Source organism: Ruegeria sp. E5, from assembly GCF_056534105.1.
On the sequence record NZ_JBQFPA010000002.1, the window covers coordinates 64877 to 89437 of the forward strand.

General features: G+C 57.8%; 22 protein-coding genes. 8 read left to right on the top strand and 14 right to left on the bottom strand.

What is annotated here, in order from left to right; genetic code table 11:
• Positions 1-62: 62 nt before the first annotated feature.
• The 3 genes from ACR0BI_RS08475 (at position 63) to ACR0BI_RS08485 (ending at position 4607) form a co-directional block, all read left to right on the top strand.
• Positions 63-2879 carry a molybdopterin oxidoreductase family protein gene (locus ACR0BI_RS08475; RefSeq protein ID WP_480562319.1) on the top strand — a complete coding sequence of 939 codons (2817 nt, stop codon included), beginning with the start codon at positions 63-65 and terminating at the stop codon, positions 2877-2879.
• A gap of 91 nt (positions 2880-2970) precedes the next feature.
• Positions 2971-3720 carry a 4Fe-4S dicluster domain-containing protein gene (locus tag ACR0BI_RS08480; RefSeq protein WP_170611258.1) on the top strand — a complete coding sequence of 250 codons (750 nt, stop codon included), beginning with the start codon at positions 2971-2973 and terminating at the stop codon, positions 3718-3720.
• Positions 3720-4607 carry a DmsC/YnfH family molybdoenzyme membrane anchor subunit gene (locus ACR0BI_RS08485; RefSeq protein ID WP_170398731.1) on the top strand — a complete coding sequence of 296 codons (888 nt, stop codon included), beginning with the start codon at positions 3720-3722 and terminating at the stop codon, positions 4605-4607. Before ACR0BI_RS08480 ends, ACR0BI_RS08485 begins: the two co-directional genes overlap by 1 nt.
• Positions 4608-4740: 133 nt before the next feature.
• Here ACR0BI_RS08485 and dapA read toward each other — a convergent pair whose 3' ends face one another.
• Entirely contained in the window at positions 4741-5613 is an 873-nt protein-coding gene (gene dapA / locus ACR0BI_RS08490) for a 4-hydroxy-tetrahydrodipicolinate synthase (protein ID WP_170398734.1), read from the bottom strand.
• 123 nt (positions 5614-5736) lie between these two features.
• On the opposite strand from dapA, the gene ACR0BI_RS08495 reads away from it, so the two are divergent.
• Complete coding sequence (locus ACR0BI_RS08495; RefSeq protein ID WP_170611264.1) at positions 5737-7710, top strand: lytic transglycosylase domain-containing protein; 1974 nt, start codon at positions 5737-5739, stop codon at positions 7708-7710.
• Here the strand turns inward: ACR0BI_RS08495 and ACR0BI_RS08500 are convergent.
• Complete coding sequence (locus ACR0BI_RS08500; RefSeq protein WP_170596824.1) at positions 7675-8553, bottom strand: DMT family transporter; 879 nt, start codon at positions 8551-8553, stop codon at positions 7675-7677. The two genes, ACR0BI_RS08495 and ACR0BI_RS08500, sit on opposite strands and share 36 nt — an antisense overlap.
• Complete coding sequence (gene mnmC2, locus ACR0BI_RS08505) at positions 8550-9215, bottom strand: tRNA (5-methylaminomethyl-2-thiouridine)(34)-methyltransferase MnmC2 (protein ID WP_170801470.1); 666 nt, start codon at positions 9213-9215, stop codon at positions 8550-8552. Before mnmC2 ends, ACR0BI_RS08500 begins: the two co-directional genes overlap by 4 nt.
• Before the next feature lie 55 nt (positions 9216-9270).
• On the opposite strand from mnmC2, the gene ACR0BI_RS08510 reads away from it, so the two are divergent.
• The gene (locus tag ACR0BI_RS08510) at positions 9271-10305 is read left to right on the top strand and encodes an NAD(P)/FAD-dependent oxidoreductase (protein ID WP_480562318.1); all 1035 of its coding nucleotides are present in this window, start codon (positions 9271-9273) and stop codon (positions 10303-10305) included.
• Here ACR0BI_RS08510 and ACR0BI_RS08515 read toward each other — a convergent pair.
• The 4 genes from ACR0BI_RS08515 to ACR0BI_RS08530 all read right to left on the bottom strand — a co-directional run bounded on the left by ACR0BI_RS08515 (position 10297) and on the right by ACR0BI_RS08530 (position 13276).
• A complete protein-coding gene (locus tag ACR0BI_RS08515; RefSeq protein ID WP_223117121.1) occupies positions 10297-11109 on the bottom strand; it encodes an HTD2 family dehydratase in 813 nt (270 codons plus the stop codon). The two genes, ACR0BI_RS08510 and ACR0BI_RS08515, sit on opposite strands and share 9 nt — an antisense overlap.
• 45 nt (positions 11110-11154) lie before the next feature.
• Positions 11155-11697 carry an NAD(P)H-dependent oxidoreductase gene (locus ACR0BI_RS08520; RefSeq protein WP_170646722.1) on the bottom strand — a complete coding sequence of 181 codons (543 nt, stop codon included), beginning with the start codon at positions 11695-11697 and terminating at the stop codon, positions 11155-11157.
• A 96-nt stretch (positions 11698-11793) separates the two neighbouring features.
• Complete coding sequence (locus ACR0BI_RS08525; RefSeq protein ID WP_480562317.1) at positions 11794-12465, bottom strand: YiaD family glycine zipper/OmpA-like lipoprotein; 672 nt, start codon at positions 12463-12465, stop codon at positions 11794-11796.
• Between the two features lie 118 nt (positions 12466-12583).
• On the bottom strand, positions 12584-13276 hold the full coding sequence (locus ACR0BI_RS08530; protein WP_480562316.1) for a helix-turn-helix transcriptional regulator: 693 nt from the start codon (positions 13274-13276) through the stop codon (positions 12584-12586).
• 104 nt (positions 13277-13380) lie between these two features.
• Here ACR0BI_RS08530 and ACR0BI_RS08535 point away from each other — a divergent pair, with 104 nt between their 5' ends.
• Entirely contained in the window at positions 13381-13572 is a 192-nt protein-coding gene (locus tag ACR0BI_RS08535; protein ID WP_170398761.1) for a hypothetical protein, read from the top strand.
• A gap of 2 nt (positions 13573-13574) precedes the next feature.
• Here ACR0BI_RS08535 and ACR0BI_RS08540 read toward each other — a convergent pair whose 3' ends face one another.
• Complete coding sequence (locus tag ACR0BI_RS08540; protein WP_170406617.1) at positions 13575-14222, bottom strand: RluA family pseudouridine synthase; 648 nt, start codon at positions 14220-14222, stop codon at positions 13575-13577.
• A 97-nt stretch (positions 14223-14319) separates the two neighbouring features.
• On the opposite strand from ACR0BI_RS08540, the gene ACR0BI_RS08545 reads away from it, so the two are divergent.
• Both ACR0BI_RS08545 and ACR0BI_RS08550 read left to right on the top strand, forming a co-directional pair.
• Positions 14320-14730 (top strand): nuclear transport factor 2 family protein, encoded by a 411-nt coding sequence (locus ACR0BI_RS08545; protein WP_170398766.1) that lies wholly within the window; start codon positions 14320-14322, stop codon positions 14728-14730.
• A 47-nt stretch (positions 14731-14777) separates the two neighbouring features.
• Complete coding sequence (locus tag ACR0BI_RS08550) at positions 14778-15437, top strand: SGNH/GDSL hydrolase family protein (protein ID WP_170562369.1); 660 nt, start codon at positions 14778-14780, stop codon at positions 15435-15437.
• Here ACR0BI_RS08550 and rarD read toward each other — a convergent pair.
• The 6 genes from rarD to ACR0BI_RS08580 form a co-directional block, all read right to left on the bottom strand.
• On the bottom strand, positions 15434-16339 hold the full coding sequence (rarD, locus tag ACR0BI_RS08555; RefSeq protein WP_170398771.1) for an EamA family transporter RarD: 906 nt from the start codon (positions 16337-16339) through the stop codon (positions 15434-15436). The genes ACR0BI_RS08550 and rarD overlap by 4 nt on opposite strands.
• Positions 16340-16597: 258 nt before the next feature.
• Positions 16598-19051 carry a GcvT family protein gene (locus tag ACR0BI_RS08560; protein ID WP_480562315.1) on the bottom strand — a complete coding sequence of 818 codons (2454 nt, stop codon included), beginning with the start codon at positions 19049-19051 and terminating at the stop codon, positions 16598-16600.
• 89 nt (positions 19052-19140) lie between these two features.
• Positions 19141-20121, bottom strand: coding sequence for a GlxA family transcriptional regulator (locus ACR0BI_RS08565; protein WP_170406633.1), 981 nt, complete (start codon positions 20119-20121; stop codon positions 19141-19143).
• Between the two features lie 9 nt (positions 20122-20130).
• A complete protein-coding gene (locus tag ACR0BI_RS08570) occupies positions 20131-21024 on the bottom strand; it encodes a homocysteine S-methyltransferase family protein (protein WP_170514791.1) in 894 nt (297 codons plus the stop codon).
• Between the two features lie 11 nt (positions 21025-21035).
• Positions 21036-22082: an alcohol dehydrogenase family protein gene (locus ACR0BI_RS08575; RefSeq protein WP_480562314.1), complete on the bottom strand. Its 1047-nt coding sequence runs from the start codon at positions 22080-22082 to the stop codon at positions 21036-21038.
• A 24-nt stretch (positions 22083-22106) separates the two neighbouring features.
• Positions 22107-24557, bottom strand: a complete 2451-nt coding sequence (locus tag ACR0BI_RS08580) for a GcvT family protein (RefSeq protein WP_480562313.1) — start codon at positions 24555-24557, stop codon at positions 22107-22109.
• Positions 24558-24561 lie beyond the last annotated feature (4 nt).

The following is a 24561-nucleotide window of genomic DNA, read 5'->3' on the forward strand; positions in this document are numbered from 1 at the left end:
TTACGCTCCAGTGTGTTCAACACGTACAGGTACCAAGGCGATCCGCCACAGGGAGAGACAGCGTGAATCAACAACCGAACCTCAACCTATCCCCACCCGTGTCAGACGAGATCCGCCGGACTACATGCTACATGTGTGCCTGCCGCTGCGGTATCAACGTGCACATGAAGGATGGGAAGGTCGCCTATATCGAAGGCAATCGGGATCATCCGGTAAACAAGGGCGTTCTCTGCGCCAAAGGCAGCGCAGGAATCATGCAGGTGAACGCCCCGTCGCGCCTACGCGCACCGCTCAAACGCGTCGGCCCGCGTGGGTCTGGCGAGTTCGAAGAGATCAGTTGGGACGAGGCGCTCGAGATCGCTGTCGGTTGGCTAAAACCGATCCGCGAAGACAACCCCGAGAAACTGGCCTTTTTCACCGGCCGTGATCAGAGCCAGAGCTTCACCAGTTTCTGGGCACAGAATTTCGGCACCTGTAACTATGCAGCCCATGGCGGGTTCTGTTCGGTCAACATGGCAGCCGGTGGCATCTACACGATGGGCGGTGCATTCTGGGAATTCGGTCAGCCCGACTGGGATCACACTAAGCTGTTCATGCTGTTCGGCGTTGCAGAAGACCACGACAGCAACCCGATTAAAATGGGCATCGGCAAGATCAAGGCGCGCGGTGCCCGGGTGATTGGGGTAAATCCGATCCGCTCGGGCTATAACGCCGTGGCAGATGATTGGGTCGGCATTACCCCCGGTACCGATGGCCTGTTCATCTTGTCGATGATCCATGTGCTGATGAAGGCAGGCAAAATCGATCTGGATTACCTAAGTCGCTACACAAACGCGCCGGTCCTGATCAACGCATCCGACGGTCCGGAAAAGGGTCTGTTCCTGAAAAACGATGACGGCAAGCCATTGGTCATCGACCGCAATACCGGCAAGCTGACTGCTTTCGACACCCCCGGCGTCCGCCCTGACCTATCAGCGACCTACGAAAAGGACGGTGTCACCCACCGCCCCGTCTTCCACCACATGGCAGAACGGTATCTGGCGGATGAATACGCCCCCGAGGCAATCGCAGATAAATGCGGCGTACCGGCGACCCGCATTCGCGCGATTGCTGGCGAGCTGGCCCGTGTGGCCTTTGATGAAGCGTTCGAACTGGACCATGAATGGATCGATTTCCGGGGCGAGAAACACTCGAAGATGATTGGTCGCCCCGTCGCGATGCACTCGATGCGCGGCGTTTCAGCCCATGCCAACGGTTTCCAGACCTGCCGCGCCCTGCATGTGCTGCAGATCCTGCTTGGAACGGTCGAAGTCCCCGGCGGCTTCCGCTTCAAGCCGCCCTACCCCAAGCCAGTTGAGGCGCATCCGACTCCGCATTGTAAGGTGACGCCGAATACGCCGCTGGACGGGCCGCATCTGGGGTTTGTTCGCGGCCCCGAGCATCTGGCGCTGAAAGAAGACGGCAGCCCGGCGCGGATCGACAAAGCGTTTACATGGGAAAACCCGATGTCCAGCCACGGGCTGATGCATATGGTGATCTCGAACGCACATGCGGGCGATCCCTACAAGATCGACACGTTGTTCATGTACATGGCGAACATGTCCTGGAACTCGACCATGAACACCAAGGGTGTCATGGACATGCTGACGGACAAGGATGAGAACGGCGATTACGTGATCCCGCATATCATCTATTCCGATGCTTATTCCTCGGAAATGGTGGCCTTTGCCGACCTTATCCTGCCCGATACAACCTATCTGGAACGACACGACTGTATCTCGCTACTGGACCGCCCGATCTGCGAGGCCGAGGCAGCGGCAGACGCGATCCGCTGGCCGGTGATTGAACCCGACCGCGACGTACGCGGCTTCCAGTCGGTTCTGATTGATCTGGCCAACCGCATGGGCCTGCCCGGCTTTACCAACGATGATGGCAGCGCCAAGTGGACGGATTACGCCGACTATATCGTCAACCACGAACGCAAGCCGGGGATTGGACCGCTTGCCGGTTTCCGGGGCGAAAACGGCGACAAGGAAGGTCGTGGCGAGGTTAACCCCGACCAATTGAACCAATACATCGAGAATGGTGGCTTCTATGTCGCGCATATTCCCGAAGGTGCGGATTACTACAAACCTTGGAACACTGCCTATCAAGACTGGGCTGTGGGCATGGGTATCTATGACAGCCCACAGCCCTATCTATTCCAGCTCTATTCCGAGCCGATGCGTAAATTCCAACTGGCCGCCGAAGGCTACGGGGAACGCCAGCCCCCAGATCACCTGCGCGCGCAGATCCAAGATACAATGGACCCCCTGCCCATTTGGTACGAAACCGATCAGACCGGCAATGAAGGCTTCACCGTCAACGCTCTGACCCAGCGGCCAATGGCGATGTATCATAGTTGGGGCACACAAAACGCCTGGTTGCGTCAGCTGCATGGGCGCAACCCGCTATACGTCCCGACCAAGCTGATGCGTGAACACGGGCTGCAAGACGGCGATTGGGCCAAAGTCAGCTCTCCACATGGCGAGATCACGGTACCCGTCATGGAGATGGCTGCGCTGAACAACAATACCGTGTGGACTTGGAATGCCATCGGAAAGCGCAAAGGGGCCTGGGCCTTGCAGAAAGACGCCCCCGAGGCCACCAAGGGTTTCCTGCTCAACCACCTGATCCACGAGCTGCTGCCCCCCAAAGGTGACGGCCTGCGCTGGGCAAACTCTGATCCGATCACCGGTCAGGCCGCCTGGTTCGATCTGAAGGTAAAAATCGAAAAGGCCGCCGCTCCAAGCGATGCTGAAAGCCAGCCAGAATTCGCTCCAATCAAATCGCCGGTCGGGCAAGGGCCAAAGGATTTGGCCTGGAAGGTGGGCAAATGACCCGATCCGTTCTTCATCTGGCTATAAATATCTCGGGGTCTGGGGCAGAGCCCCAGCCCGCCCTGACCACAATCGCAGAGGCAAGGCAGTCATGACCCAGCTCCCCCAATCAACCGAACGCAAGATGGGTCTGGTCATTGATCTGGACACCTGCGTTGGCTGCCATGCCTGCGTCATTTCATGCAAAGGCTGGAACACCGAAAACTACGGCGCGCCACTGTCGGATCAGGATGCTTATGGTGCTGACCCTTCAGGCACCTTCCTGAACCGGGTGCACTCTTACGAGGTGCAACCCGCCGAAGGGCATGCCCAATTGATCCACTTCCCAAAATCCTGCCTGCATTGTGAAGACGCACCCTGCGTGACCGTCTGCCCCACCGGTGCCAGCTACAAGCGGGTCGAGGACGGAATCGTTCTGGTCAACGAAAATGACTGCATCGGCTGCGGCCTGTGCGCGTGGTCCTGCCCCTATGGCGCGCGCGAGCTGGATCAGGCCGAAGGCGTTATGAAGAAATGCACGCTTTGCATCGATCGGATTTACAACGAGAACCTACCCGAGGTGGATCGTGTGCCCTCTTGTGTGCGCACCTGCCCGGCAGGTGCCCGACACTTTGGCGATCTCGGCGACCCTGGCAGTGATGTCAGCAAGCTGGTCGTCGAACGTGGCGGCATGGACCTGATGCCTGAACAGGGCACCAAACCCGTCAACAAGTACCTGCCGCCCCGACCCAAGGACAAAATTGAGGAGCAGATTGACATCCTAGCCCCTCTGCTGGCCCCGGTCGCCGAAGAGCCCAAGGGTTTCCTCGGCTGGCTCGACAAGACCCTGGAGAAGCTCTGATGCACCCGGCACCTTCCGTTATCATCTTTACCACCCTGTCCGGTCTCGGATTTGGACTCTTGTTCTTCCTGGGGCTCGGCATACCTGACGTCTCGGGCTGGGTCGCGTTTGTGTTTTTCGCAATTGCCTATGGCTTGTCCGTCGGCGGTTTGCTCGCGTCGACCTTCCACCTCGGCCACCCAGAGCGCGCCTGGAAAGCCTTCACACAGTGGCGCTCAAGCTGGCTCAGCCGCGAGGGCTGGTGCGCGGTCATCGCGCTGCTCGTCATGGGGCTCTATGCAATTGGTGCGGTCTTTCTAGGCCAACGCTGGGGTGTGCTGGGCTGGATCGGGGCGGCATTCTCGCTGGCCACGGTCTTCACCACATCGATGATCTACACGCAGCTCAAGACCATCCCTCGCTGGAACATGAACCTGACACCGGCCATGTTCTTGTCGTTCAGCCTTGCAGGCGGTGCTTTGTTGGCCGGAGCGGAAGCGCTTGCCCCTTGGTTGCTGGCTATTGCCGGCGCTGTACAGCTTGCCTATTGGGCCAAGGGCGACGATGCGTTGTCCCGATCGGGAACCACGCTGGCAACCGCGACAGGGCTTGGTGAGCGAGGCGCTGTCCGCGCATTCGAACCACCCCATACAGGTACAAACTATCTGCTGCGTGAGTTTGTGCATGTGGTCGGTCGGAAGCATGCGCAGAAACTACGGATGATATCTTTTGGTCTGGCTTTTGTGCTGCCTTTACTGCTGCTTCTGATCCCTTTTGGCGGCGTTCTGATCAAGCATGTCTTTGCGCTTGTGGCGGTGTTGTCGCATGTCACCGGCGTTGCTGTTTCACGCTGGTTGTTCTTCGCGCAAGCAGAGCATGTGGTTGGGTTGTACTACGGCAAGCGTTGATGGGGGCTCTGCCCCCGTCGCGGCAAGCCGCGCCTCCCCCGAGGTATTTCTAGCCAGATGAAGTTTGGATCCCGAATTAAGAAAGGGCGGCGCTCGATCTTCGAGGCCGCCCTTACGAGTCCGTATATTGATTTCAGATTAATCCAGCATGCGCCATTGCTGCTTCGATCGCAGCTTTGGTGCTGTCTTCCAGCTCTGTCAAAGGCGAGCGCACTTCGGTGCTGCACAGGCCAAGTTTGCTGAGCGCGTATTTTGCGCCAACCAGACCGGGCTCGATGAAAATCGCTTCGTGCAGGGGCATCAGGCGGTCCTGATACTCAAGCGCCATTTTGTAGTCGCCATTCAGCGTTGCCTGCTGGAATTCAGCACAGAGCTTCGGAGCCACGTTTGCGGTGACCGAGATGCAGCCCACTCCGCCATGAGCATTGAAGCCCAGTGCAGTCGCGTCTTCCCCGGACAGCTGGCAGAAATCCGCACCACAGCTTGCACGCTGCTGGCTGACGCGCGCCAGATCTCCGGTCGCGTCCTTGACTCCGATGATGCGCGGCAGTTTCGCCAGCTCACCCATCGTTGCAGGAGTCATGTCGATGACCGAACGACCCGGGATATTGTAGATGATGATCGGGATATCGGCACTGTCATGCAGAGTTTGGAAATGCGCCAGCAGCCCCTTCTGGGTCGGCTTGTTGTAATAGGGGGTTACGACCAGCGCCGCATCCGCACCGATTTTTTGCGCAAACTGAACAAACCGAATTGCCTCGACAGTATTGTTGGAGCCCGCGCCTGCGATGACAGGCACGCGACCTGCTGCAGCCTTCACCACTTCGGCGATAACCGTTTCATGTTCTTCATGGCTGAGGGTCGGGCTTTCGCCGGTCGTACCAACCGGAACCAGACCGGTCGAACCTTGCTGTATTTGCCATTCCACCAGGTGTTTGAGCGTTTCCAGGTCCAACGCGCCGTTGCTGAACGGGGTGACCAGGGCTGGCATTGAGCCTTTAAACATGGAACGCTCCTTAGGTGTTTTTTGCGCACCGGTCTGTCACGATTAAGGGTTTGTGAGTTGATCCCGGCGGCGCAAGGTTTATCCTGCATGGCTGTATCCTTGGTTTGTTGGGGAATGCAAGGGATGAGACGTATTCTGTCGCTTGGAATAGCGATGATTCTGGCGCTGATGCTACAGCCGCATGCCACTCGGGCGGATGCGACGCAGGATTTGCGCGCGGGGCTCTATGAGATGCGCAAGGGCGATTGGAATGCCGCGCTGCGCGTTGCAGGCCAGCGTGGATCGGTGGCGCGTGACATTATTGTCTGGCATTGGCTACGCGAAGGTTTTGGCAGCTCGGGCGATGTGCTGGTGTTTCTTGAGCGGCGCCCGGATTGGCCCGGTTTGGCCTGGCTGCGCCGTAAAAGCGAGCCATCATTCACCGGGGCCGATCCGAATCGAGTTCTGAAATTCTACGAAGGGATGCCTCCGCAAACAGCAGAAGGTGCTTTGAATTATGCCGTGGCTTTGAAAAGCCAAGGCCGCAATGGTGAAGCAGAAGCCGACGTCGTAACCGCTTGGCGGACCATGCCGATGGGGTCGGGCCTGCAAAAGGATTATCTTGAGAACTTCGGGAAACTTCTGAGACCACATCACGAGGCCAGGTTGGATCGGATGTTGTGGGATGGGCATCTGGTCAGCGCCGGGCGGATGCTGCCCCTGGTCAACTCTGATCAGCGCAAACTGGCCGAGGCGCGCATTGCCCTGCAAAAGCGCGAAAACGGAGTGGACGGCAAAGTCGCCGCAGTGCCGGAATCACTGGCCAAAGACCCTGGCCTGGCATTTGATCGTTTCGTGTGGCGGGATCGCAAAGAACTGGACGACAGCGCCATTGATCTGATGTTGGCACGCTCGACCGGACCAAAATCGCTGGGTGAACCCGACAAATGGGCGGAAGGGCGACGCAGACTGGCACGTCTTGAGATGCGCACGGGAGATGCCGAACGCGCCTATGCGATTGCCGCCAATCACCACATGACCCCCGAAATGGGCTATGGCTACGCTGATTTAGAGTGGCTCTCGGGATTTCTGGCGCTGCGCAAGCTGAATGATCCGGCCACGGCGGTGCGGCATTTCCAGAATTTCTCGGAGGCGGTGCAATCGCCGATTTCGAAGGGTCGAGGTGGATATTGGCTGGGCCGCGCCTATGCGGCGCAGGGGGATGCTGACAAGGCGCACGAGGCTTATGCCGAAGGCGCGAACTATCAGACCTCGTTCTACGGGTTGCTGGCGGCGGAACAAATCGGCCGTCCGTTTGACAGCGAATTGGCCAACCCACGCCGCGCGCCGCATTGGAAACAAGCCGCATTCGCTGACTCAAGCGTGTTGGAGGCTGGATTGCTGTTGCAGCGCGCAGGAGAGGGAAACCTTTCAGAACGGTTTCTGACCCATTTGGTGGAAGGTCTCGATCAAACCCAAGCCGCTCAGCTGGGGGACCTGGTGATCGAACTGAACGAACCGCATCTGGCCGTCATGATCGCCAAGCGCGCGGCAACAACCGGTGTTGTTTTGCCTGCCGCTTATTACCCAGTGCACCCGGTCGCAGATATGGGACTTCCCATGGCGAAGGAAATGACGCTGGCAATTGCCCGACGCGAAAGTGAGTTCGATCCGGTAGTCATCAGTGGCGCAGGCGCGCGCGGTTTGATGCAGGTCATGCCCGCTACCGCCAAACTTGTGGCTCAGGATTTGGGTATTCTGGGTGGCCATAAAACCGCGCGCCTAACCTCGGACTGGCAATATAACGCAAAGCTGGGGGCGAATTATCTTGCAACGCTTGCAGAGGACTTCAACGGCAATGTCGTGATGATGGCCGCTGGATATAACGCGGGGCCAAGACGGCCGATTTCGTGGATGGAACGCTATGGCGACCCGCGCCGGGGCCAGGTGGACGTGATCGACTGGATTGAGACCATTCCTTTCAAGGAGACGCGCAACTATGTCATGCGTGTCGCCGAAAGCCTGCCGGTCTATCGCGCTCGGCTTGGGCGGCCAGCTTTACCAGTGCCATTCTCAAAGGAACTAACCGGTTCGACCCTTTCGTCGTTCGCGCCATAAGGTGAACAGGCCCGCCGCGATCACCAAAGCTGCGCCCAGAACAACCTCGGGGCGCAGGGTCTCGTGGAAGATCGTGATGCCGAGAATTGCGCTCCACATCAGATGGAAATAGGCAAAGGGTTGCACGGCGCTGGCCTCAGCCATTTCGTAGCACTTAATCAATAGCCAGTGTCCCAGAGCGCCTGCGATGCAAAGCAACCCCATCCAAAACCAATCGCTGCTGGCCATGGGTTCCCAAAACCAGACACCAACAGCAGTCATTGCGACTGCACCAGCCACCCCAGTCCAGAAAAAACTGGTCGCAGTACTGTCCCGCCGAGCCGCATACCGTGTCAGCAGGCCATAAATCGCGAACATAAACGCCGAGATCAGCGGGATCACAGCCCAAGGGTTGAACACACCGGCACCGGGCTGCAGGATGATCAACACCCCGATGCAGCCGACCCCGATGGCGGCCCAGCGACGCCAGCCGACTTTCTCACCCAGAACCGGGCCGCTGAGGGCAGCGATCAACAGCGGATAGCTGATGAAAACGGCCTGGCTTTCAATCAAGCCCAGAATGGTAAAGCTGAAAACGGCGACACAAATTTCTGCGGCCAGTAACACACCCCGGAATATCTGGAGTCCCAACTGGCTGGTTTGCGCCGCCGCCCGCAAACCTCCGCTGGATCTCGCAGCCAGAGCAATCACGAATGCGGCAAAGAACCAGTACCGGATCATCACCACCATATACGTATTGTAGGTACCGGCCAGATGGCGCGAAATCCCATCCTGCAAAGCAAACACGATCGTCGCGCTGACCATAAGCGCTATACCGGCGTTGACGTTGTTCTTCTGGCTCATTGCTTCACCGCCCGGGTCATGTGCCGTTTACGGCCAAAGCCGGGGCTGCGGGTAACATCAAAACCTGCGTCGGATAGGCCCCGACGCACGAAACCCGCGGCAGTATAGGTTGCCGCTGTACCGCCTTGGATCGTGTGCTCCGCCACCTGCTGCATCAGGTCAGCCTCCCACAGCTCGGGGTTTTTTGCGGGTGAGAAGCCATCCAGAAACCACGCATCTGCCTCACCTGCCCATGTGGGCAAGGTCTGGCGCGCGTCTCCTACCATGACCTCAAGATGCAAAGTGTCCAGCACACATTTCTGCCCATTCCATGTTTCCAGTAAGCGATCGACCCACGGTGCCACCTCGGGGAAGGCGGCCAAAGCACGCGCCATATCGTCAGGCGCCATCGGATAGGCCTCGAAACTGGTGAACCGTAAAGGTGTAGTCTGCCCTGCTGCTTCCCACGCCGACCACGCGGTCAACAGATTCAGCCCTGTGCCAAAGCCCAGTTCAGCGATGTGAAACCCCGGTACAAAGCGCGTTGGCAGATCGTTGCCTGCCAGAAACACATGCCGCGTTTCCTCTAACCCGTTCTGCAACGAGTAATAGGGGTCATCGAACCGATCCGAGACCGGGATCTGGTCTTCCGTCCAAGTAAGTTCGGCGCGCTGGTCTGCCATCGGGGAATCCTGTAGCTAAGCGGCGCGACACTGAACAACGAAAAGGGGATTGGCAATGGTCGATGTGACGGTGCGGGGCGCAGGAATATTTGGCCTCTCCATCGCCTGGACCTGCGCACGGCGCGGCGCGAAGGTTCAGATCGTCGACCCATTTGGTCCGGGCGCGGGGTCCAGTGGAGGGCTTGTTGGCGCGCTGGCCCCACATGTACCCGAAAACTGGAACACCAAAAAGGCGTTCCAGTTTGAAAGTTTAATCATGGCTGAACCGTTCTGGAAACAGGTCGAGGCCACCGGTGGTGTGTCGCCCGGCTACGCACGTCTTGGGCGTCTGCAACCCATACCAGACGCACGCGGTTTGGAGCTGGCCCAAGCGCGTGAACAAACAGCTGCAACACTCTGGCAGGGTCAGGCTAATTGGCGCGTCCGGTTTATAGATCAGATTGGTGCCTGGTGCCCACCCAGCCCGACGGGATATGTCGTCCACGATACGCTAAGCGCGCGCATGCACCCAAGGCGTGCCTGCGCAGCGCTGGTGGCCGCGCTTGCCGTAATGGGAGTAGAAGTTACCGCCGAAGCGCCCGACAAGGGACAAGTCGTACACGCCACTGGACTTGCGGGTCTGCAAGAGCTCAGCAAGGCGTTTGGCAAGACAATCGGTAACGGCGTGAAAGGACAGGCGGCGTTGCTGCGATTTGATGCGGGCGACGTACCACAGTTGTTTGCCGATGCTGTTCATATCGTGCCTCATGCCGATGGTACGTTGGCCATTGGCTCGACATCAGAACGCGAATACGACGATCCGACCAGCACAGATGCCGCTCTGGACGATGTACTGGACCGCGCCATGCGTGCCGTGCCGATCCTGCACGGGGCGGAAGTGATCGAACGCTGGGCCGGTGTCCGCCCCCGCAGCAAAAGCCGCGCGCCGATGCTGGGCGCGCATCCCCTGCACAAAGGGCAGTTTATCGCAAATGGGGGATTCAAGATCGGTTTTGGTATGGCACCGAAGGTGGCCGAGGTCATAGCCGACTTGATGCTGGAAGCGCGCGATAGAATCCCGCAGGATTTTCTGCCCGAAGCTTCACTCTGATTGCGGTATTGCCTTGGCTGACATGCATTGTCGGCCTCCGGGTCCACGCACCCAAAACTCCTGACCGTTCCGACACAGGGTCGCCGTTTCGAAATGCATCAGCGGCGACGACGCGCGAAATTTGAACTCTGCCAAGGGTCCCAACAGATCCGTTGCGAACAACATGAGGAATTGGGCCAGCAGAGGCCCATGGACAACCAGCCCGGCATAGCCTTCCACGTCGCGCGCATAGTCAAGATCGTAGTGGATCCGGTGTCCGTTAAACGTCAGCGCCGAATAGCGGAACAGCAGGGTTGTATCAAATTCAACACTGCGGTGATCCAACTCATCCGTTCGGGCCGTCGGAACTTTTGGAGCCGGTGCGTTTGATGAGGGATCTTCACGATAAACCAGATCCTGCCATTCGGTCACGCTCAGCGCGCCCTTTTGCCAAATCTCATGACGCAGTGTGACAAATGCCAACGGTCCGCTACGTCCTGTCTTTGCCACGGCACTTTCTCTGACCGTCCGACGCTCGGCTGCGACCCCTGCCACAAAGGGCTGATGAAACTGCAGTCGCCCACCTGCCCACATGCGCCTTGGTAGTCCCATATCGGGGATCAGACCTTGGCCTACCCGAGGATGTCCATCACGCCCCAGATCGCTCGGCACATGCGGCGACCAGAAATAGAGCTGATGAAAGAAGGGAGGTAGTACTGAGCCTGCCTCAATCGTCGGTTCCCGCCCCAATGCTACCTGCAGTGCAGCCGCTCGGGCAGGATCTACGACATCGGCCTGAGTCTCTATCTGGTCTTGATCCTTCATCCGCATAACCTAGAAGTTGCGGTACAGACCGGCAAGCAAAGAGGATTAAAACCCGGCCTCTGCCCGCAGCTTCTGCATCAGGTTATGCAGCGTATGCTCGTAGCGGTCGTTAGACAGCCGCCCGTCTGCATCAAATTCATTCGAACTGTCCGCCAAGTGAAGCTCGGGACCTTGCAGAATGCGTGGCTGAAAGGGGACCATGAAGGACCGCAAGATCATTTGCGCCCGCTCCCCCCCGGCCCGGCCCGCAGCCGCAGACATGACGGCGAGCGGTTTATCCATCCAAGGCTTGCCCTTCGTCCGGCTGACCCAGTCCAGCGCGTTTTTTAGAACACCCGAAGGCCCTTTGTTGTATTCCGGGGTTGATATGATCACCGCGTGGGCTTGGGCAATCTGATCGGCCAAAACCTGCACGGCTTCAGGTATGCCTTCGCCAACTTCGAGATCGCCGTCATAAAGCGGCAGATTGAGATCAGCTTCAATGAACGTGCCGGGTTCGAACAGGCGTGCAGCTTCGCGCAGCAATTTACGGTTGGTCGCATCCTGCCGTAGCGAGCCGGAAAGGCCAAGAAGGATCGGTTGGGACATGGGGAAACTCCGCTTTGGTGTTTCCCCTTAGTTATCCCGAGACACCATCGAACCAAAGGCCCGATGACGCGCAGTCATTGTGCGCGAGACGCGTGATCAGGTGTTGTCGCTGGGAACCACCACAATCTCGACCCGCCGGTTCTGGGCTTTCCCCTCGGGTGTCAGGTTCGATGCGATCGGGTTGTTTTCGCCTTGCCCGACAGTGGTGATACGGGCGTAGCTGACACCATTGGCCTGCAGAATATCAGCCACCGCATTGGCGCGGCGTTCAGACAGTCCGAGGTTGTAGGACGCCTCTCCGTCACTGTCAGTATGACCGATAATCTGGACATTCGAATTCGGGTAGTTAACCAAATTCTGCCCCACCTTCACCAAATCGGCACGCAAGGCCGGGCGCACGGTGGAACTGTCGGTGTCGAAGGTGATGTCATTCGGAACCGTGACGATCAGGCGATCACCCGCGTTGACGATCGTGATGCCGTCATTCGCCAGTTGCTGCCGCAGCTCTGCCGCCTGCCGGTCAAGTTGGTTGCCGATCACGCCACCGCCTGCAGCGCCGATGGCACCACCGGCCAAGGCCCCCAGCAGCGGGTCGGAATCATTCGCAATCGCACCCACACCAGCACCGATCAGACCACCCAGCAACGCGCCTTGTTTGGCATTCTGATTGGGATCGTTTTGCACTCTGAGGGTGCCCGGGTCGGTACACGCCCCTAAAAACAGGGCTGAACACAGTCCAACCGTCAGTACACATTTGGAAATCGTCATGGAATCACCTTCTGCTCACGTACCCGTTCGCCGGGCTTGTTTCGTTGCGCTTAGTATAACACAGTGAGAACAAAGAGCCTCAAGCAACAATTGAGTGAAATCGGCGAATACCTGCCATTCAGGCGACCCCTTTGGAGCTATCCCAGCTGTTCTGCTCCTGCCAGATCGCGCGCAGAGGTTCCCCTTGCCCGCAGAAATGATCCTCGGTCAGTTCGCATGCCCAGATCCGATCTGTGCGGAAATGGCGAAACCCATTTCGCAGCTCGCACCACGCGGCCAGCATGGTGCATTCAATATGATAGATCAGGGCGACGGGCCGTATCGTGCGCTCGGTACGCTCATCTTCCGAATTCACGTAGGTGATGCGAATTTTACGTTCGGCCCGGATCGCTTCGCGATAGTTCACGACGGGCACACAACCCTTTTCCGGATCATCCATCGGTGCGCCCCAGGGCGCAACCTGTAGCCAGTCGGCTGGCGCGCGCAGGGCCTCGATCTTCTGACAAACTCGGTCAGCGGCCTGTTGCAAGGTGCTGTCACCCGTGCGGGCCAGCATCGACAGGCCCACCCACAGGGCCTCAACCTCTTCGGCGTCGAAATTGAGCGGAGGCAGATCATACCCGCGCCGCATCAGATAGCCAACACCCGCTTCGCCTTCGATTGGCGTACGCTGGGCCTGCAACGCGGCAATATCGCGGTAGACGGTGCGCACCGAAACCTCGAGCTTGGCGGCCAACGCATCGGCCGTCACGGGCGCTTCAGCAGCACGCAAGATCTGAATGATTTCGAATAGACGTGTCGATCGGCGCATCCGGGTCTCCTAAAGATCTGCTGACAACTTAGCACACCCCCCTGACAAGGCGGTGTCAGGAGTGTTGGGCGAAGATTGGGCAATTGCAATTCAGGAGAGTGACCATGCCCTACCTCGACAATCACGTCATGATGACCTTGAAACTGGATCGCTGGTCCCAAGATCACGTTTTGCGCGGATTCGAAATCGAACGTGAAATTGCTGCCGCACGGGAACGCCAAGTTATACGCCCGGTCAAACGCACCAGGCGGTTTTCGCTGGGAAACCTGAAGATGCTTTGGACCAGTAACGCTTAGAATCAGAACTCGGCTGGCGCGCGAAATTTCATCGACACCCCGCCTTCGGGATTTTTGAGGCGCAGTTCTTCCGAATGAAGCATCAACCGCGGGAAGTCGCGCGCCGCGCCATCGGCATAAAACGGATCACCCAAGATAGGATGCCCCAGCGCCTGCATATGAACCCGCAACTGGTGCGATCGTCCGGTCTTGGGAGACAGGCGAACACGCGTTGTCTCGCCCTCGAATTTAACCACGCGCCAATCCGTAACAGCAGGCTTGCCGGTGTCGTGACAGACCATCTGACGGGGGCGATTGGGCCAATCGACGATCAGCGGCAGGTCAACCGTTCCCGTTTTTGGTTCTACCCGCCCCCATACGCGCGCGACATAAGTTTTGCGGGTCTGGCGATTTTCGAACTGTAGCCCCAGATGCCGCTGGGCATGCGGCGTCTGTGCAAACACCATTACACCGGATGTATCCCGATCCAACCGATGCACCAGCAACGCTTGTGGAAACGCAACTTGCACGCGGGTTAGCAGACAATCAGCAAGATGCGCGCCCCGCCCCGGCACCGATAACAAACCCGCCGGCTTGTTCACCACGATCAATTGCGTGTCTTCAAACAGCACATCCAGAGGAGAGTTTGGGGGATCATAGGTTTCGCTCATGCGCGCTTGCCTATCTCAGGCGGCCCCCTCCCGCAACGTCGTCCTTGCGTGAGTGAAAAGGTTCAGCAACTCTTTGGTCAACAAGAGGGAAGACGGTATGCACCCGACGATCAAACGAATGCAAGAAGTGGTGGCCAAGGGCGATGAAGGCCTGATCCAAGAGTTGCTGGCCGAAGATGTTCGGTTTTCACCACCCACTTACTACAGCACCTGGACCGGGCGTGAACCTGTTGCAGCGGTTCTGGGTCATGTGGGTCAGGTGTTTTCCGAATTTCAGTATCGTCGGATCATGGGCGACGGCGACGATTGGGCATTGGAGTTTCAATGCAAAGTCGGTGCCTTGGACGCCGTGGGTGTAGACTTGATCACGCTGAACGCAGACGGACTTATTCAGGAATTTGAGGTCGTCATGCGCCCCTACAAGACCGTCGGAGCCTTGCGCGAAGCCATGATGGCACGAGTCATGAAAGATGCGCGCTTTCTAAAGTTCAAAGATGCGCTGAGCTAACGGTTCCTTTGCCTGTTGCCGCCGATCAAATTCTCAGAATTCCGCTTTTGCCTATTCTGGCCATTCAGGGAATCGCGGTAAGACGCAATGCGCAATTTCTGCCAGAACCGACTGGTCCCCGCCAAGGGCGTGCAGGGCGCGGGCCCAGACTGCGCTTGTTGATCACTGGGGACAGCTCGGCCGCTGGCGTTGGGGCGGGCACACAAGGCCAGGCACTATCCGGGCAACTGGTCGGCCAATTGGCAAAGCGTTATACTGTGGAATGGCGGCTTGAGGCGGCCACCGGGCATACCACTCAAAACACAATTGAGCAGCTGCAAGGGCTTTCCGAACAGTTTGATGTGGCCATAACGGCGCTGGGTGTGAACGACGTGACCCGAGCGGTAAGCAGACAAAGCTTTGAGGACCGACAAACCCGGCTATTGGATCTTCTGACCGGGCCGATGAAAGCCAGGCGGGTGATCGTGTCTGCGGTTCCTCAGATGGCGCGTTTTCCCGCTCTGCCTCAGCCTCTGGCCTGGTTTTTGGGGCAACAGGCTGCAAGGCTGGATCACGGCTTGCAGAAGGTGGCTGCAGCATATCCGCAAGTTTCACATCTGGCGCTGAACCTGCCCGATGGCCCGGCGCTCGCCGCGCCGGACGGATATCATCCAAGTCCCAAGACCTATGCAATCTGGGCGGAACAGCTTGCCCAGCTCATTCGCTAGGCCTGAGACCGTATTTGCCGGATCATCGGGATCGAATACACAATCAACCCGGCCCAGATCAGGGGGAACGCGATCAATCTTGCCTGATCAATACGCTCTCCGAACAACGTGATCGCGGTGATAAAAATCATCGTGGGCGCGATGTACTGCAGGATGCCCATCGTCGACAGACGCACCAGTTTGGCCCCATTGGCATAAAGCAGCAACGGAATTGCAGTCACCAGCCCCGCGCCTGCAAGCAGCGCAGTGTCTGACACGGCTGCTCCAAAATGCCCGGCACCACTTGTTCCAAGCCAGGTGACGTAGGCCAGGGCGGGTACCAGTAGAATCAGGACTTCCAACAAAAACCCTTGGTTGGGCCCGATCGGGAGTGAGCGCTTGAAGAACGCATAAAACCCCCAGCTGAACATTAAGCCCAAAGCCGCCCAGGGTAAGCTTCCCGCCTGAAACACCAGTACCAACACCCCCAAAGCGGCCAACCCGACCGCAACCAACTGTGTTCGGTTCAGAGGTTCACGCAGCAATATCGCACCCAACGCAATGCTGAACAAAGGGTTGATGTAATAGCCCAAAGCCGCGTCCAGCGCATGCCCCGATGAAATCGCCCAGACATAAATCGCCCAGTTCACCGAGATCAGCGCCGCTGTAATTGCCGCCATACCCAACATTTTGGGATTGCGAAGTGCAGTTTTCAGATCGCCGGTCCGCCCGAGCGCTATCAGCAGCAGCCCGGCCACCGGCACCGACCAGATCACCCGATGCGCAACTACCTCGATCGGGCCGATATGCTCCATTGCTTTCATGTAAAGTGGCAGGAAGCCCCAAAGCACATAGGCCATCACAGCCAACGCCAGCCCTTTGGGCGTATCGGTATTGTTTGGTGGTACGCGGGTGTCTGCCACAGCGAGTCTCCGACTGATACCGTGTTTCTCTACGGCAAATCAGATGGGCTTGGGAACTATCAAAACTGTGAAGCAGGGCATCAAAGTTTCTGATAGGTCGCGCGTTCTGCAGCCAACCTATATGCGAAGCGCTGTCTCACGCTCATGGATATTGTTGGCCAGATGAGCAGGTGATCCCTTATTCATCTGGCCACAAATACTCTCGCGAGCGTCGCCCGGTACGGACGGTGGGGCAGAGCCTACCACTGTCGATGCTTTCTAGACTTTGACCCGCTCGGATTTCGCATCATACATCGGTTTCAACGACGCCTCTGCCTGGACTTTCACACCACAGACATCGATCTCATAGGTCGAGGCCAGCACGTCTGCAGGCTTTTCGCCCTCGCAGGGCACATAGCCCAGACCAATGGCACCACCCAGCGTGTGACCATAATTGCCCGAGCTAAGGTAACCTACATATTCACCATCGCGCACGATTGGTTCGTTGTGGAACAACAGTGGTTCGGGATCAGTCAGTCTAAACTGGACAAGCCGGTTCTTGGGCCCGCTTTCCTTTCGGGCCATCACCGCCTCGCGACCGATGAAATCGCTGCCTTTGTCCACTTTGACGGCAAATCCCAATCCCGCGTCGACCACGTGATCCTCGCAGGTGATGTCATGACCGAAATGGCGAAAACCCTTCTCGATCCGGCAACTGTCCATCATGTGCATGCCGCAGAGTTTCAGGCCCATATCTTGTCCGGCTTCGTGCAGCGCCTCAAAAACATGACCTGCCATGTCGGACGACACATAGATCTCCCACCCAAGCTCACCCACATAGGTCACCCTGTGGGCGCGAGCGAGACCCATACCGATCTCAATCTGTTGTGCCGTGCCAAAGGGGTTAGTCCTGTTCGAGAAATCAGCGGGCGAAACCCTTTCAAGCAATGCACGCGCATTCGGCCCCATGACGGCCAAAACGCCCTCGCCAGCGGTGACATCGGTGATAACCACATTGAAGCCGCCTGCATGACGCATCATCCAGGTCTGATCCGCCAATCGGGTCGCCGCGGGGGTGACGACCAGGTAGGCGGTCTCAGTCAACCGTGTGACCGTGACATCTGCTTCGATCCCACCGCTACGGTTTAGGAATTGGGTGTAGACGATCTTGCCATTGGGCACTGAATAATCGCCGCCGCCGATATAGTTCATGAATTTCTCGGCATCCGGCCCTTCGACGCGGATTTTGCCGAAGGACGACATGTCATACATGCCTACATTTTCGCGCACGGCACGGTGTTCGGCAGCCGAATTCTCGAACCAGTTCTGCCGTTTCCAGCTGTATTGATACTCCCGTTCCTGCCCTTCGTTGGCAAACCAATTGGCGCGCTCCCACCCAGCCAATTCGCCCATCACGGCACCCTGTTCGATCAGGTGATGGTGAAACGGTGTCCGGCGCACACCGCGCGCGGTGGCCTTTTGGCGATAGGGATAGTGGTCGGCATAAAGCAGGCCGAGCGTCTCTTTCGAACGTTCAAAGAGGTACTGCTTGTTGCCCTGAAACGGCTGCATGCGACTGATGTCAACATCGCCCAGATCGAACGGTTTCTCGCCCGAGTCCATCCACTCGGCCAGTGCCATACCGGCACCACCCGCCGACTGAATACCGATCGAGTTGAACCCTGCAGCGACCCAAACGTTATCCATCTCGGGGGCGAGTCCCAAGTGATAGGCATCATCCGGCGTAAAGGATTCGGGGCCGTTAAAGAAGGTGTGAATCCCCGCCTCGGCCAACATCGGCATCCGATTGCAGGCCGCTTCGAGTATTGGTTCAAAGTGATCGAAATCCTCTGGCAACTGGTCGAATTCGAAACTGTCGGGGATGCCGTTCATCGCCCAGGGTTTTGCATTTGGCTCAAACGCGCCCAGCAGGATTTTTCCGGCATCCTCTTTGTAGTAGGCACATTCATCCGGTACGCGCAGCACCGGCAGTTGGGTCAGCCCGTCGATCCCTTCGGTCACGATATAGAAATGTTCGCAGGCGTGAAGCGGCACGTTCACACCTGCCATCTTACCAACCTCGTGGCCCCACATGCCCGCACAGTTCACCACCATGTCGCATTCGATATGGCCCGAGGCACTGCCATCGTCCGCAATCCAGTCCACGCCGGTCACCTGACGGCCCTGCTTGACGACATCGGTGACTTTCACACGTTCCTTGACGATGCCACCGCGTTGGCGCGCACCTTTGGCCAAAGCCAGTGCAATGTTTGCCGGATCACCCTGCCCATCCAAAGGCAAATAAACCGCCCCCTTGACCCCTTCGAGGTTGAGATGGGGATACAGCTCTTGCACACGATCATTGCCGATCTCTTCGACCTCAACCCCGAAAGCACGTGCCATGGCGGCCTGACGATAGATCTCTTCCTTGCGCTCTTCAGTCAGCGCCACCGTGATCGATCCGCAACGCTTGAACCCTGTGGCAACGCCAGTTTCTTCCTCAAGTGCGCCATATAGTTCCTGACTGTACTTAGCCAGCTTGGTCATGTTTGCGGTCGCGCGCAGCTGCGCAATCAGACCTGCAGCATGCCATGTGGTGCCGCTGGTCAGTTGCTTGCGCTCAAGCAGCACAACATCGGTCCACCCTTTCTTGGTAAGGTGATACGCGACCGAGCATCCGATGACGCCGCCGCCGATGATGACCACACAGGCCTTGGTGGGAAGATCAACCATCCTGATGTCTCCGCTGTCTCAGGTTTTTTGCAAAATGCCATGAAGGATCGACAAAAAAAGCGTCAAAAACGTCATCTCAATCGCGAAAATCACCTATATTCTGCACGTCTTTTTTGACGTCTCAGAACAAACGGAGTGACGCCAAAGACGCTTTTGTAAACGGATGAGAATCCGTTTGGAAAGCCGCACACCAAGCCGATTTCCCGCACGCTCATCGTTGTGTTCAAAAGCAGGTTGTTGGCTTTGGCCAAGCGCATTTCTCGGTAGAATCCGTTTGGAGTGGTTGCGAAAGTTGCCTTGAACTTGCGCTCAAGCGATCTGTTCGACACGTGTAACATGTCAACGATCTGATTGATCGGTAACGGTTCTTCGATATTCGCCTGCATCAGCTTGATACATTGATCCAGCTTTGCGTCACCTGTGGCTGTATTCCGAGCGCCCGAAAACGGCTGCATGGATGAGAAATCGCGGATGTTCTCGTGCAGCATGATATCCGCAACTGTCATCTTGGCGGCACCCGAAATGTGCCGCCCAATCACCGCCAGTGCCACATCCGTCGTTGCCTCCATTCCCGCGCAGGTGACCACCGAACCCTGTTCGGTCGCAATTGAAAGCTTGGCCTCAAAACGCGCGCCACGTTCGCGTAAGAAAGAGGCGTTTTCCCAATGGGTTGCCATATGATCAGCGCCGTTTTCATCGATGTACCTGCTTGCCGCTTCGGCCAGCAAAAAGACCTGGGCTCCCCGGTACGTATAGTCGGGCACGACGCGACCTAAAGAAAGCTCTGGCTGATCCGGATCCGAGTTTCCGATCACAAACAGATAATCCGCATCGGGCTGCGCAGGTATGGTTTCGGTCGACACCGTCGCGCAACTGCTGCTTTCAACAGGCCCCCCCTTTCGGGACCGGTAAGTGAATGTGAACGGAGGATGCGCGCAAACCCGGTTGGCCAGGCGCAACACATCGACCAACGAGGCCAATTCAAGCAACACGAAACCGGGTGCAACCAGAATATCGAAATGCTGCTGATCCCGATCTTTTCGCCGTTCAGGTTTGTTGCGGATCGACATGAGGCACACTCAAACAATTGTGTGCCCGGCCGCACGTAAACTGTCGGCAAGGGTTTCGATATGATCTGGCCCAACTTCGCAGCAACCGCCAACAATCGTCGCGCCCTGCGCCACCCAGCCCATGGCATGCTGCGCATAGGCGTCAGGGTCTAGGTCATGACGGCTTTCCAGAGAGTCAACCGTCGGGGCATCCTTCAAAAAACCGTCTTTGATACCAGTAAAGCCATTGGCATAAGCGCCGAACGGGCGACCCAGCTTTGCGATGATCTCCAGTGCAGCCGGAATCGCTTCCGGGCGCGCGCAGTTGATCAAAACGGCCTCGGGGGCGTAACGCGCAACAAGCGGGGCGATGTCCTCCAGCGCTTCGCCTGACCGCAATCGCGTGCCGTCATCATCCATAACCGACATTGCCAGCCAGACGGGTTTGCCGCAATTCTCGGTACCGCGAAGCGCACCTTCGGCTTCCAGAACCGAGGACACGGTTTCGATCAGGAATAGATCAACCCGGTCTGCCATCAGTTGAGCCAGCTCGGCAAATTTTTCAGCCGCATCGTCTGGGTCGGGATTCAGATCGGGCCGGTAGCTGGCCAAAAGCGGACCAAGCGCACCAGCGATACGACCGTCAGTTCCCGCGCAAGCCTGCTCGGCCCGCGAAAGAGCAGCCTCGATCAGAAGTGGCATCTGGTCTTCGATCCCCTCACGCACCAGCCGCGAGCGGTGAATGGCATAGGTATTCGTGGTGGCAATCGTCGCGCCACTGCGGAAATAGGCCGCGTGAACTTCGGTCAGCAAGTCAGGTTTGTCGATCATCACCCGCGTTGACCACAAAGGCGTGGGCTGGTCACCGCTGCGTTTCACCAGTTCCTGCCCGATCGAACCATCTAAAAGCGTAATGTCAGCCATCTACCCCCCTTTCACGGTATTAATACCAGTTTCCCGGGCAAGGTCTTGGACATAAAATCCTCTTGCGCCTGAACAATGTCACGCAACGGGTAGGTTTTTGAGACCAAAGGCCTGATCCGACCTGCATTCATCAGCACAACAAGTCGGCCAAAGACTTCGGGAGGCTGATGGGTGCAGCCATGGATTGTGATGTCGCGCAGATAGATGTCTCGCAAATCGGCGCTGACGATGGGGCCAGCGATTGCACCTGACACCGCATAGTGCCCGCCGGGTTTCAGCGCCAGTATGAGATCGGGCCAAGCCGAGCCGCCCACCACATCGATGACGACATCGAACATATCCTTCGGCAGCTGCACATCCCGGTCAAAGGTTGCCGACGCCCCCTGCGCTTTGACCACATCCGCCTTGGCAGCACTTGTCACCCCCCAGACCGTCGCTCCTCGTAGCGCCGCGAGCTGGACCGCGGCGAGGCCCACACCGCCTGAAGCCCCTGTAATCAGCACTGTGTGGCCTGCCGATACACCAGCGCGAGTCAGCAGGTTTTCTGCGGTCCCAAACGCGCAGGGAATAGCGGCGATTTCCACGTCTGATAGGGGCGAGGCGGTCACATCATAGAGATCATTGCTCTCGACCAGACAGTATTGGGCAAACGCTCCGTCGATTTCTGAACCAAGTGCAATAAAACCATGCGGTCTACCTGGCCCCGGGCGTGGCAAGTTGATAGGACAAGTCACGCGTTGTCCGGGCTTGAACGCTGCCCCCGGTCCAGCCTCTTCGACAATCCCACACAGATCACCGCCTTGGATGCGGGGAAAGTGCAGCGCACCTCCCCACCCGCCGGCCTCAACCTTCTGATCTACCGCATCCGTCGCTTCTGTAACATCCGACGAGTACCAGCCGATCCGCGTGTTGATGTCGGTGTTGTTCACCCCGGCAGCGGCGACGCGCACCAGAACCTGCCCTGGACCGGGGGTCGGAACGGGGACGCCTTCCCGCCATTCCAACACCTCAGGACCTCCATGGCCAGTCAGATATACGCCTTCCATCTGCCGGGTCATATCAGCGCCTTTCTATCGTAGGGGTCAGGCCCTCAACCGTTCATTTGCAGGATCCCAGAGCGGCTGATCCTCCTGAACAACAGCACGACATTTCTGACCGTAGATTTCAACCTCTAGCTCAGTTCCCGGGACAGCCAAATCTGCGCGCACCATGCCCAGCGCGACCGAGGCACCAATGCGATACCCCCACGCACCCGATGTGGTTTCACCCACGATCTCATCACCGCTCCAGATGCAGGACATGTAAGGCGCATCGACCTCACCTGCGTCCACGATCAGAGTGACAAAGGACTTTTTAACGCCTTGCTGTTTTTCGTTCTGAATGGCTGCTTTGCCAACAAAATCCTGCGGTTTATCGAGCTTGACAAAACGCCCCAAACCACCTTCCAGCAGAGAGTAATCCGTGCTTAGGTCGCCTTTCCACGCGCGATAGCCTTTCTCGATCCGCAGCGAATTCAACGCATACATGCCAAAGGGTTTCGCTCCAGCGGCCAGCACAGCTTCGTAGATGGCGGGCATCGCATCATTTTCAGCATGGATTTCCCAACCCAACTCACCCGCGAAAGATACACGGATCAAGAAGGCATCCTGCCCGGCCACTTTGGCGAATTGGTGGGTCAGCCACCCTTGCTGCAAATCTGCATCGGTGATGCCGGACAATACGTTCCGCGTCATCGGTCCTGTCACGATCAGTGTGTCGCGCTCGGGTGTGGTTTCCCGAACGGTCACACCTTCGGGCACCGAATTGCGGATCAAATCACCATCGTGCCATTGTGCCGTGGCAGCGGTGATTAGGACGAAATTGTTCTCAGCCAGACGGATACAGGACAGCTCGGTCAGAATGCGCCCTCTTTCATCCGAGACATAGATCAGATTCATGCGCCCTGCTTTAGGGATACCTCCGGTACAGAAGCCACGCAGCCAGTCATCCGCCCCCTCGCCTTGTATCCAGAACCGCGAGAAGCCCGGCAGATCCAGCACCCCGCAGTGATCGCGCACGGCTTCGCATTCTTCTTTGACCCGTTGCTCCCAGGGGCCCGAACGTCCCCAGGTATGGGTGGCTTCCAGTGACGTGTCATCGCCGGTTTGCGCAAACCAGTTTGCGCGTTCCCAGCCGTTGTACGCGCCCATGACACCGCCCAATTCCTTGACCTTGGCGTGCACAGGCGAGACCTTCTTGTCGCGTGCGGCAGGCCATTCGTGATGTGGGAAATGCATGGCGTATTCGTTGCCGTAAACTTCCATCCCTTTCTGATTGCAATAATCCTGATCGGTGTAGTCGGTGTAACGACGCGGATCGACGGCCCACATATCCCATTCGGTGTGACCATCGACGATCCATTCGGCCAGAACTTTGCCTGCACCACCACCTTGGGCGATACCGAAAGTGAAAGTATGAGCCTCGAACGCGTTTGTCACACCCGGCATCGGGCCAATCAACGGCAGACCATCTGGCGCATAGGGGATCGGGCCATTGATGACGCGACCAACGCCCGAGGTTGCCATCAGCGGAACCCGTTCCATCGCATCGGTCACGATATCCTCGATCCGGTCCAGATCATCGTTCCACAGTTGGAAGCTGAAATCCTCGGGCATCGGGTCATCCTCGGTCATCCAGTGGCCCTTGCAATTGGGCTCATACGGGCCAAGGTTGAAGCCGTTCTTCTCCTGCCGCAGGTAGTACGAGATATCGACATCGCGCAGCAGCGGCAGCTTCTTGCCACCATTTTCTTTCGACCACGCTTCGATTTCGGGAACTTCGTCAGTCAGCAGATACTGATGGCTCATGACCATGGCCGGGACGGTTCGGCCGCCAAAGGGTTTGAACCATTCCCCTACGCGCTGCGCATAGTAACCGGCGGCGTTCACCACATAATCGCAGGCAATATCACCCTTTTCGGTATGCACGGTCCATGTGCCGTCGTCCTGCTGTGTCACACCGGTTGCCGGGCAGAATCGGATGATCTTTTGCCCCATATCCCGCGCTCCCTTGGCCAGAGCCTGAGTCAGCTGCGCCGGGTCAATGTCACCATCGGTCGGGTCATACAGAACGCCTTCAAGATCATGGGTCTCCAGGAAAGGATAGCGTTCCTTGGCCTCTTCCGGAGTCCACATCTCCATCGGGATGCCTTGATAGCGGCCCATAGACATGGCCCGTTCGAATTCCTGCATCCGCTCCTTGCTGTGCGCCAGACGAATTGACCCGGAAACGTGGTAGTTCATCGGATAGTCGACCTCGTCCGCGAGGCGCGAATACAGTTCGGTCGAATAGCGCTGCATGTTCATGATCGCCCACGAGGTCGAAAACGTCGGAACGTTACCCGCCGCGTGCCATGTCGAGCCTGCGGTCAGTTCGTTCTTTTCCAGCAGAACACAATCCGTCCAGCCCTTCTTGGCCAGATGATACAGCGATGAACAGCCCACAACGCCGCCGCCGATGATGACCACACGGGCCTTGGTTGGAAAATCACTCATGTGT

Coding starts and splice junctions, on each gene's coding strand:
- ACR0BI_RS08480 (WP_170611258.1), top strand. CDS start 2,971: ATGACCCAGCTCCCCCAATCAACCGAACGCAAGATGGGTCTGGTCATT.
- ACR0BI_RS08570 (WP_170514791.1), bottom strand. CDS start 21,024: ATGGCTGACATTACGCTTTTAGATGGTTCGATCGGGCAGGAACTGGTG.
- ACR0BI_RS08545 (WP_170398766.1), top strand. CDS start 14,320: ATGCACCCGACGATCAAACGAATGCAAGAAGTGGTGGCCAAGGGCGAT.
- ACR0BI_RS08515 (WP_223117121.1), bottom strand. CDS start 11,109: ATGAAGGATCAAGACCAGATAGAGACTCAGGCCGATGTCGTAGATCCT.
- ACR0BI_RS08535 (WP_170398761.1), top strand. CDS start 13,381: ATGCCCTACCTCGACAATCACGTCATGATGACCTTGAAACTGGATCGC.
- ACR0BI_RS08485 (WP_170398731.1), top strand. CDS start 3,720: ATGCACCCGGCACCTTCCGTTATCATCTTTACCACCCTGTCCGGTCTC.
- ACR0BI_RS08560 (WP_480562315.1), bottom strand. CDS start 19,051: ATGGTTGATCTTCCCACCAAGGCCTGTGTGGTCATCATCGGCGGCGGC.
- ACR0BI_RS08580 (WP_480562313.1), bottom strand. CDS start 24,557: ATGAGTGATTTTCCAACCAAGGCCCGTGTGGTCATCATCGGCGGCGGC.
- ACR0BI_RS08530 (WP_480562316.1), bottom strand. CDS start 13,276: ATGCGCCGATCGACACGTCTATTCGAAATCATTCAGATCTTGCGTGCT.
- ACR0BI_RS08575 (WP_480562314.1), bottom strand. CDS start 22,082: ATGACCCGGCAGATGGAAGGCGTATATCTGACTGGCCATGGAGGTCCT.
- ACR0BI_RS08510 (WP_480562318.1), top strand. CDS start 9,271: ATGGTCGATGTGACGGTGCGGGGCGCAGGAATATTTGGCCTCTCCATC.
- ACR0BI_RS08520 (WP_170646722.1), bottom strand. CDS start 11,697: ATGTCCCAACCGATCCTTCTTGGCCTTTCCGGCTCGCTACGGCAGGAT.
- ACR0BI_RS08565 (WP_170406633.1), bottom strand. CDS start 20,121: ATGTCGATCCGCAACAAACCTGAACGGCGAAAAGATCGGGATCAGCAG.
- dapA (WP_170398734.1), bottom strand. CDS start 5,613: ATGTTTAAAGGCTCAATGCCAGCCCTGGTCACCCCGTTCAGCAACGGC.
- ACR0BI_RS08525 (WP_480562317.1), bottom strand. CDS start 12,465: ATGACGATTTCCAAATGTGTACTGACGGTTGGACTGTGTTCAGCCCTG.
- ACR0BI_RS08540 (WP_170406617.1), bottom strand. CDS start 14,222: ATGAGCGAAACCTATGATCCCCCAAACTCTCCTCTGGATGTGCTGTTT.
- ACR0BI_RS08495 (WP_170611264.1), top strand. CDS start 5,737: ATGAGACGTATTCTGTCGCTTGGAATAGCGATGATTCTGGCGCTGATG.
- mnmC2 (WP_170801470.1), bottom strand. CDS start 9,215: ATGGCAGACCAGCGCGCCGAACTTACTTGGACGGAAGACCAGATCCCG.
- ACR0BI_RS08500 (WP_170596824.1), bottom strand. CDS start 8,553: ATGAGCCAGAAGAACAACGTCAACGCCGGTATAGCGCTTATGGTCAGC.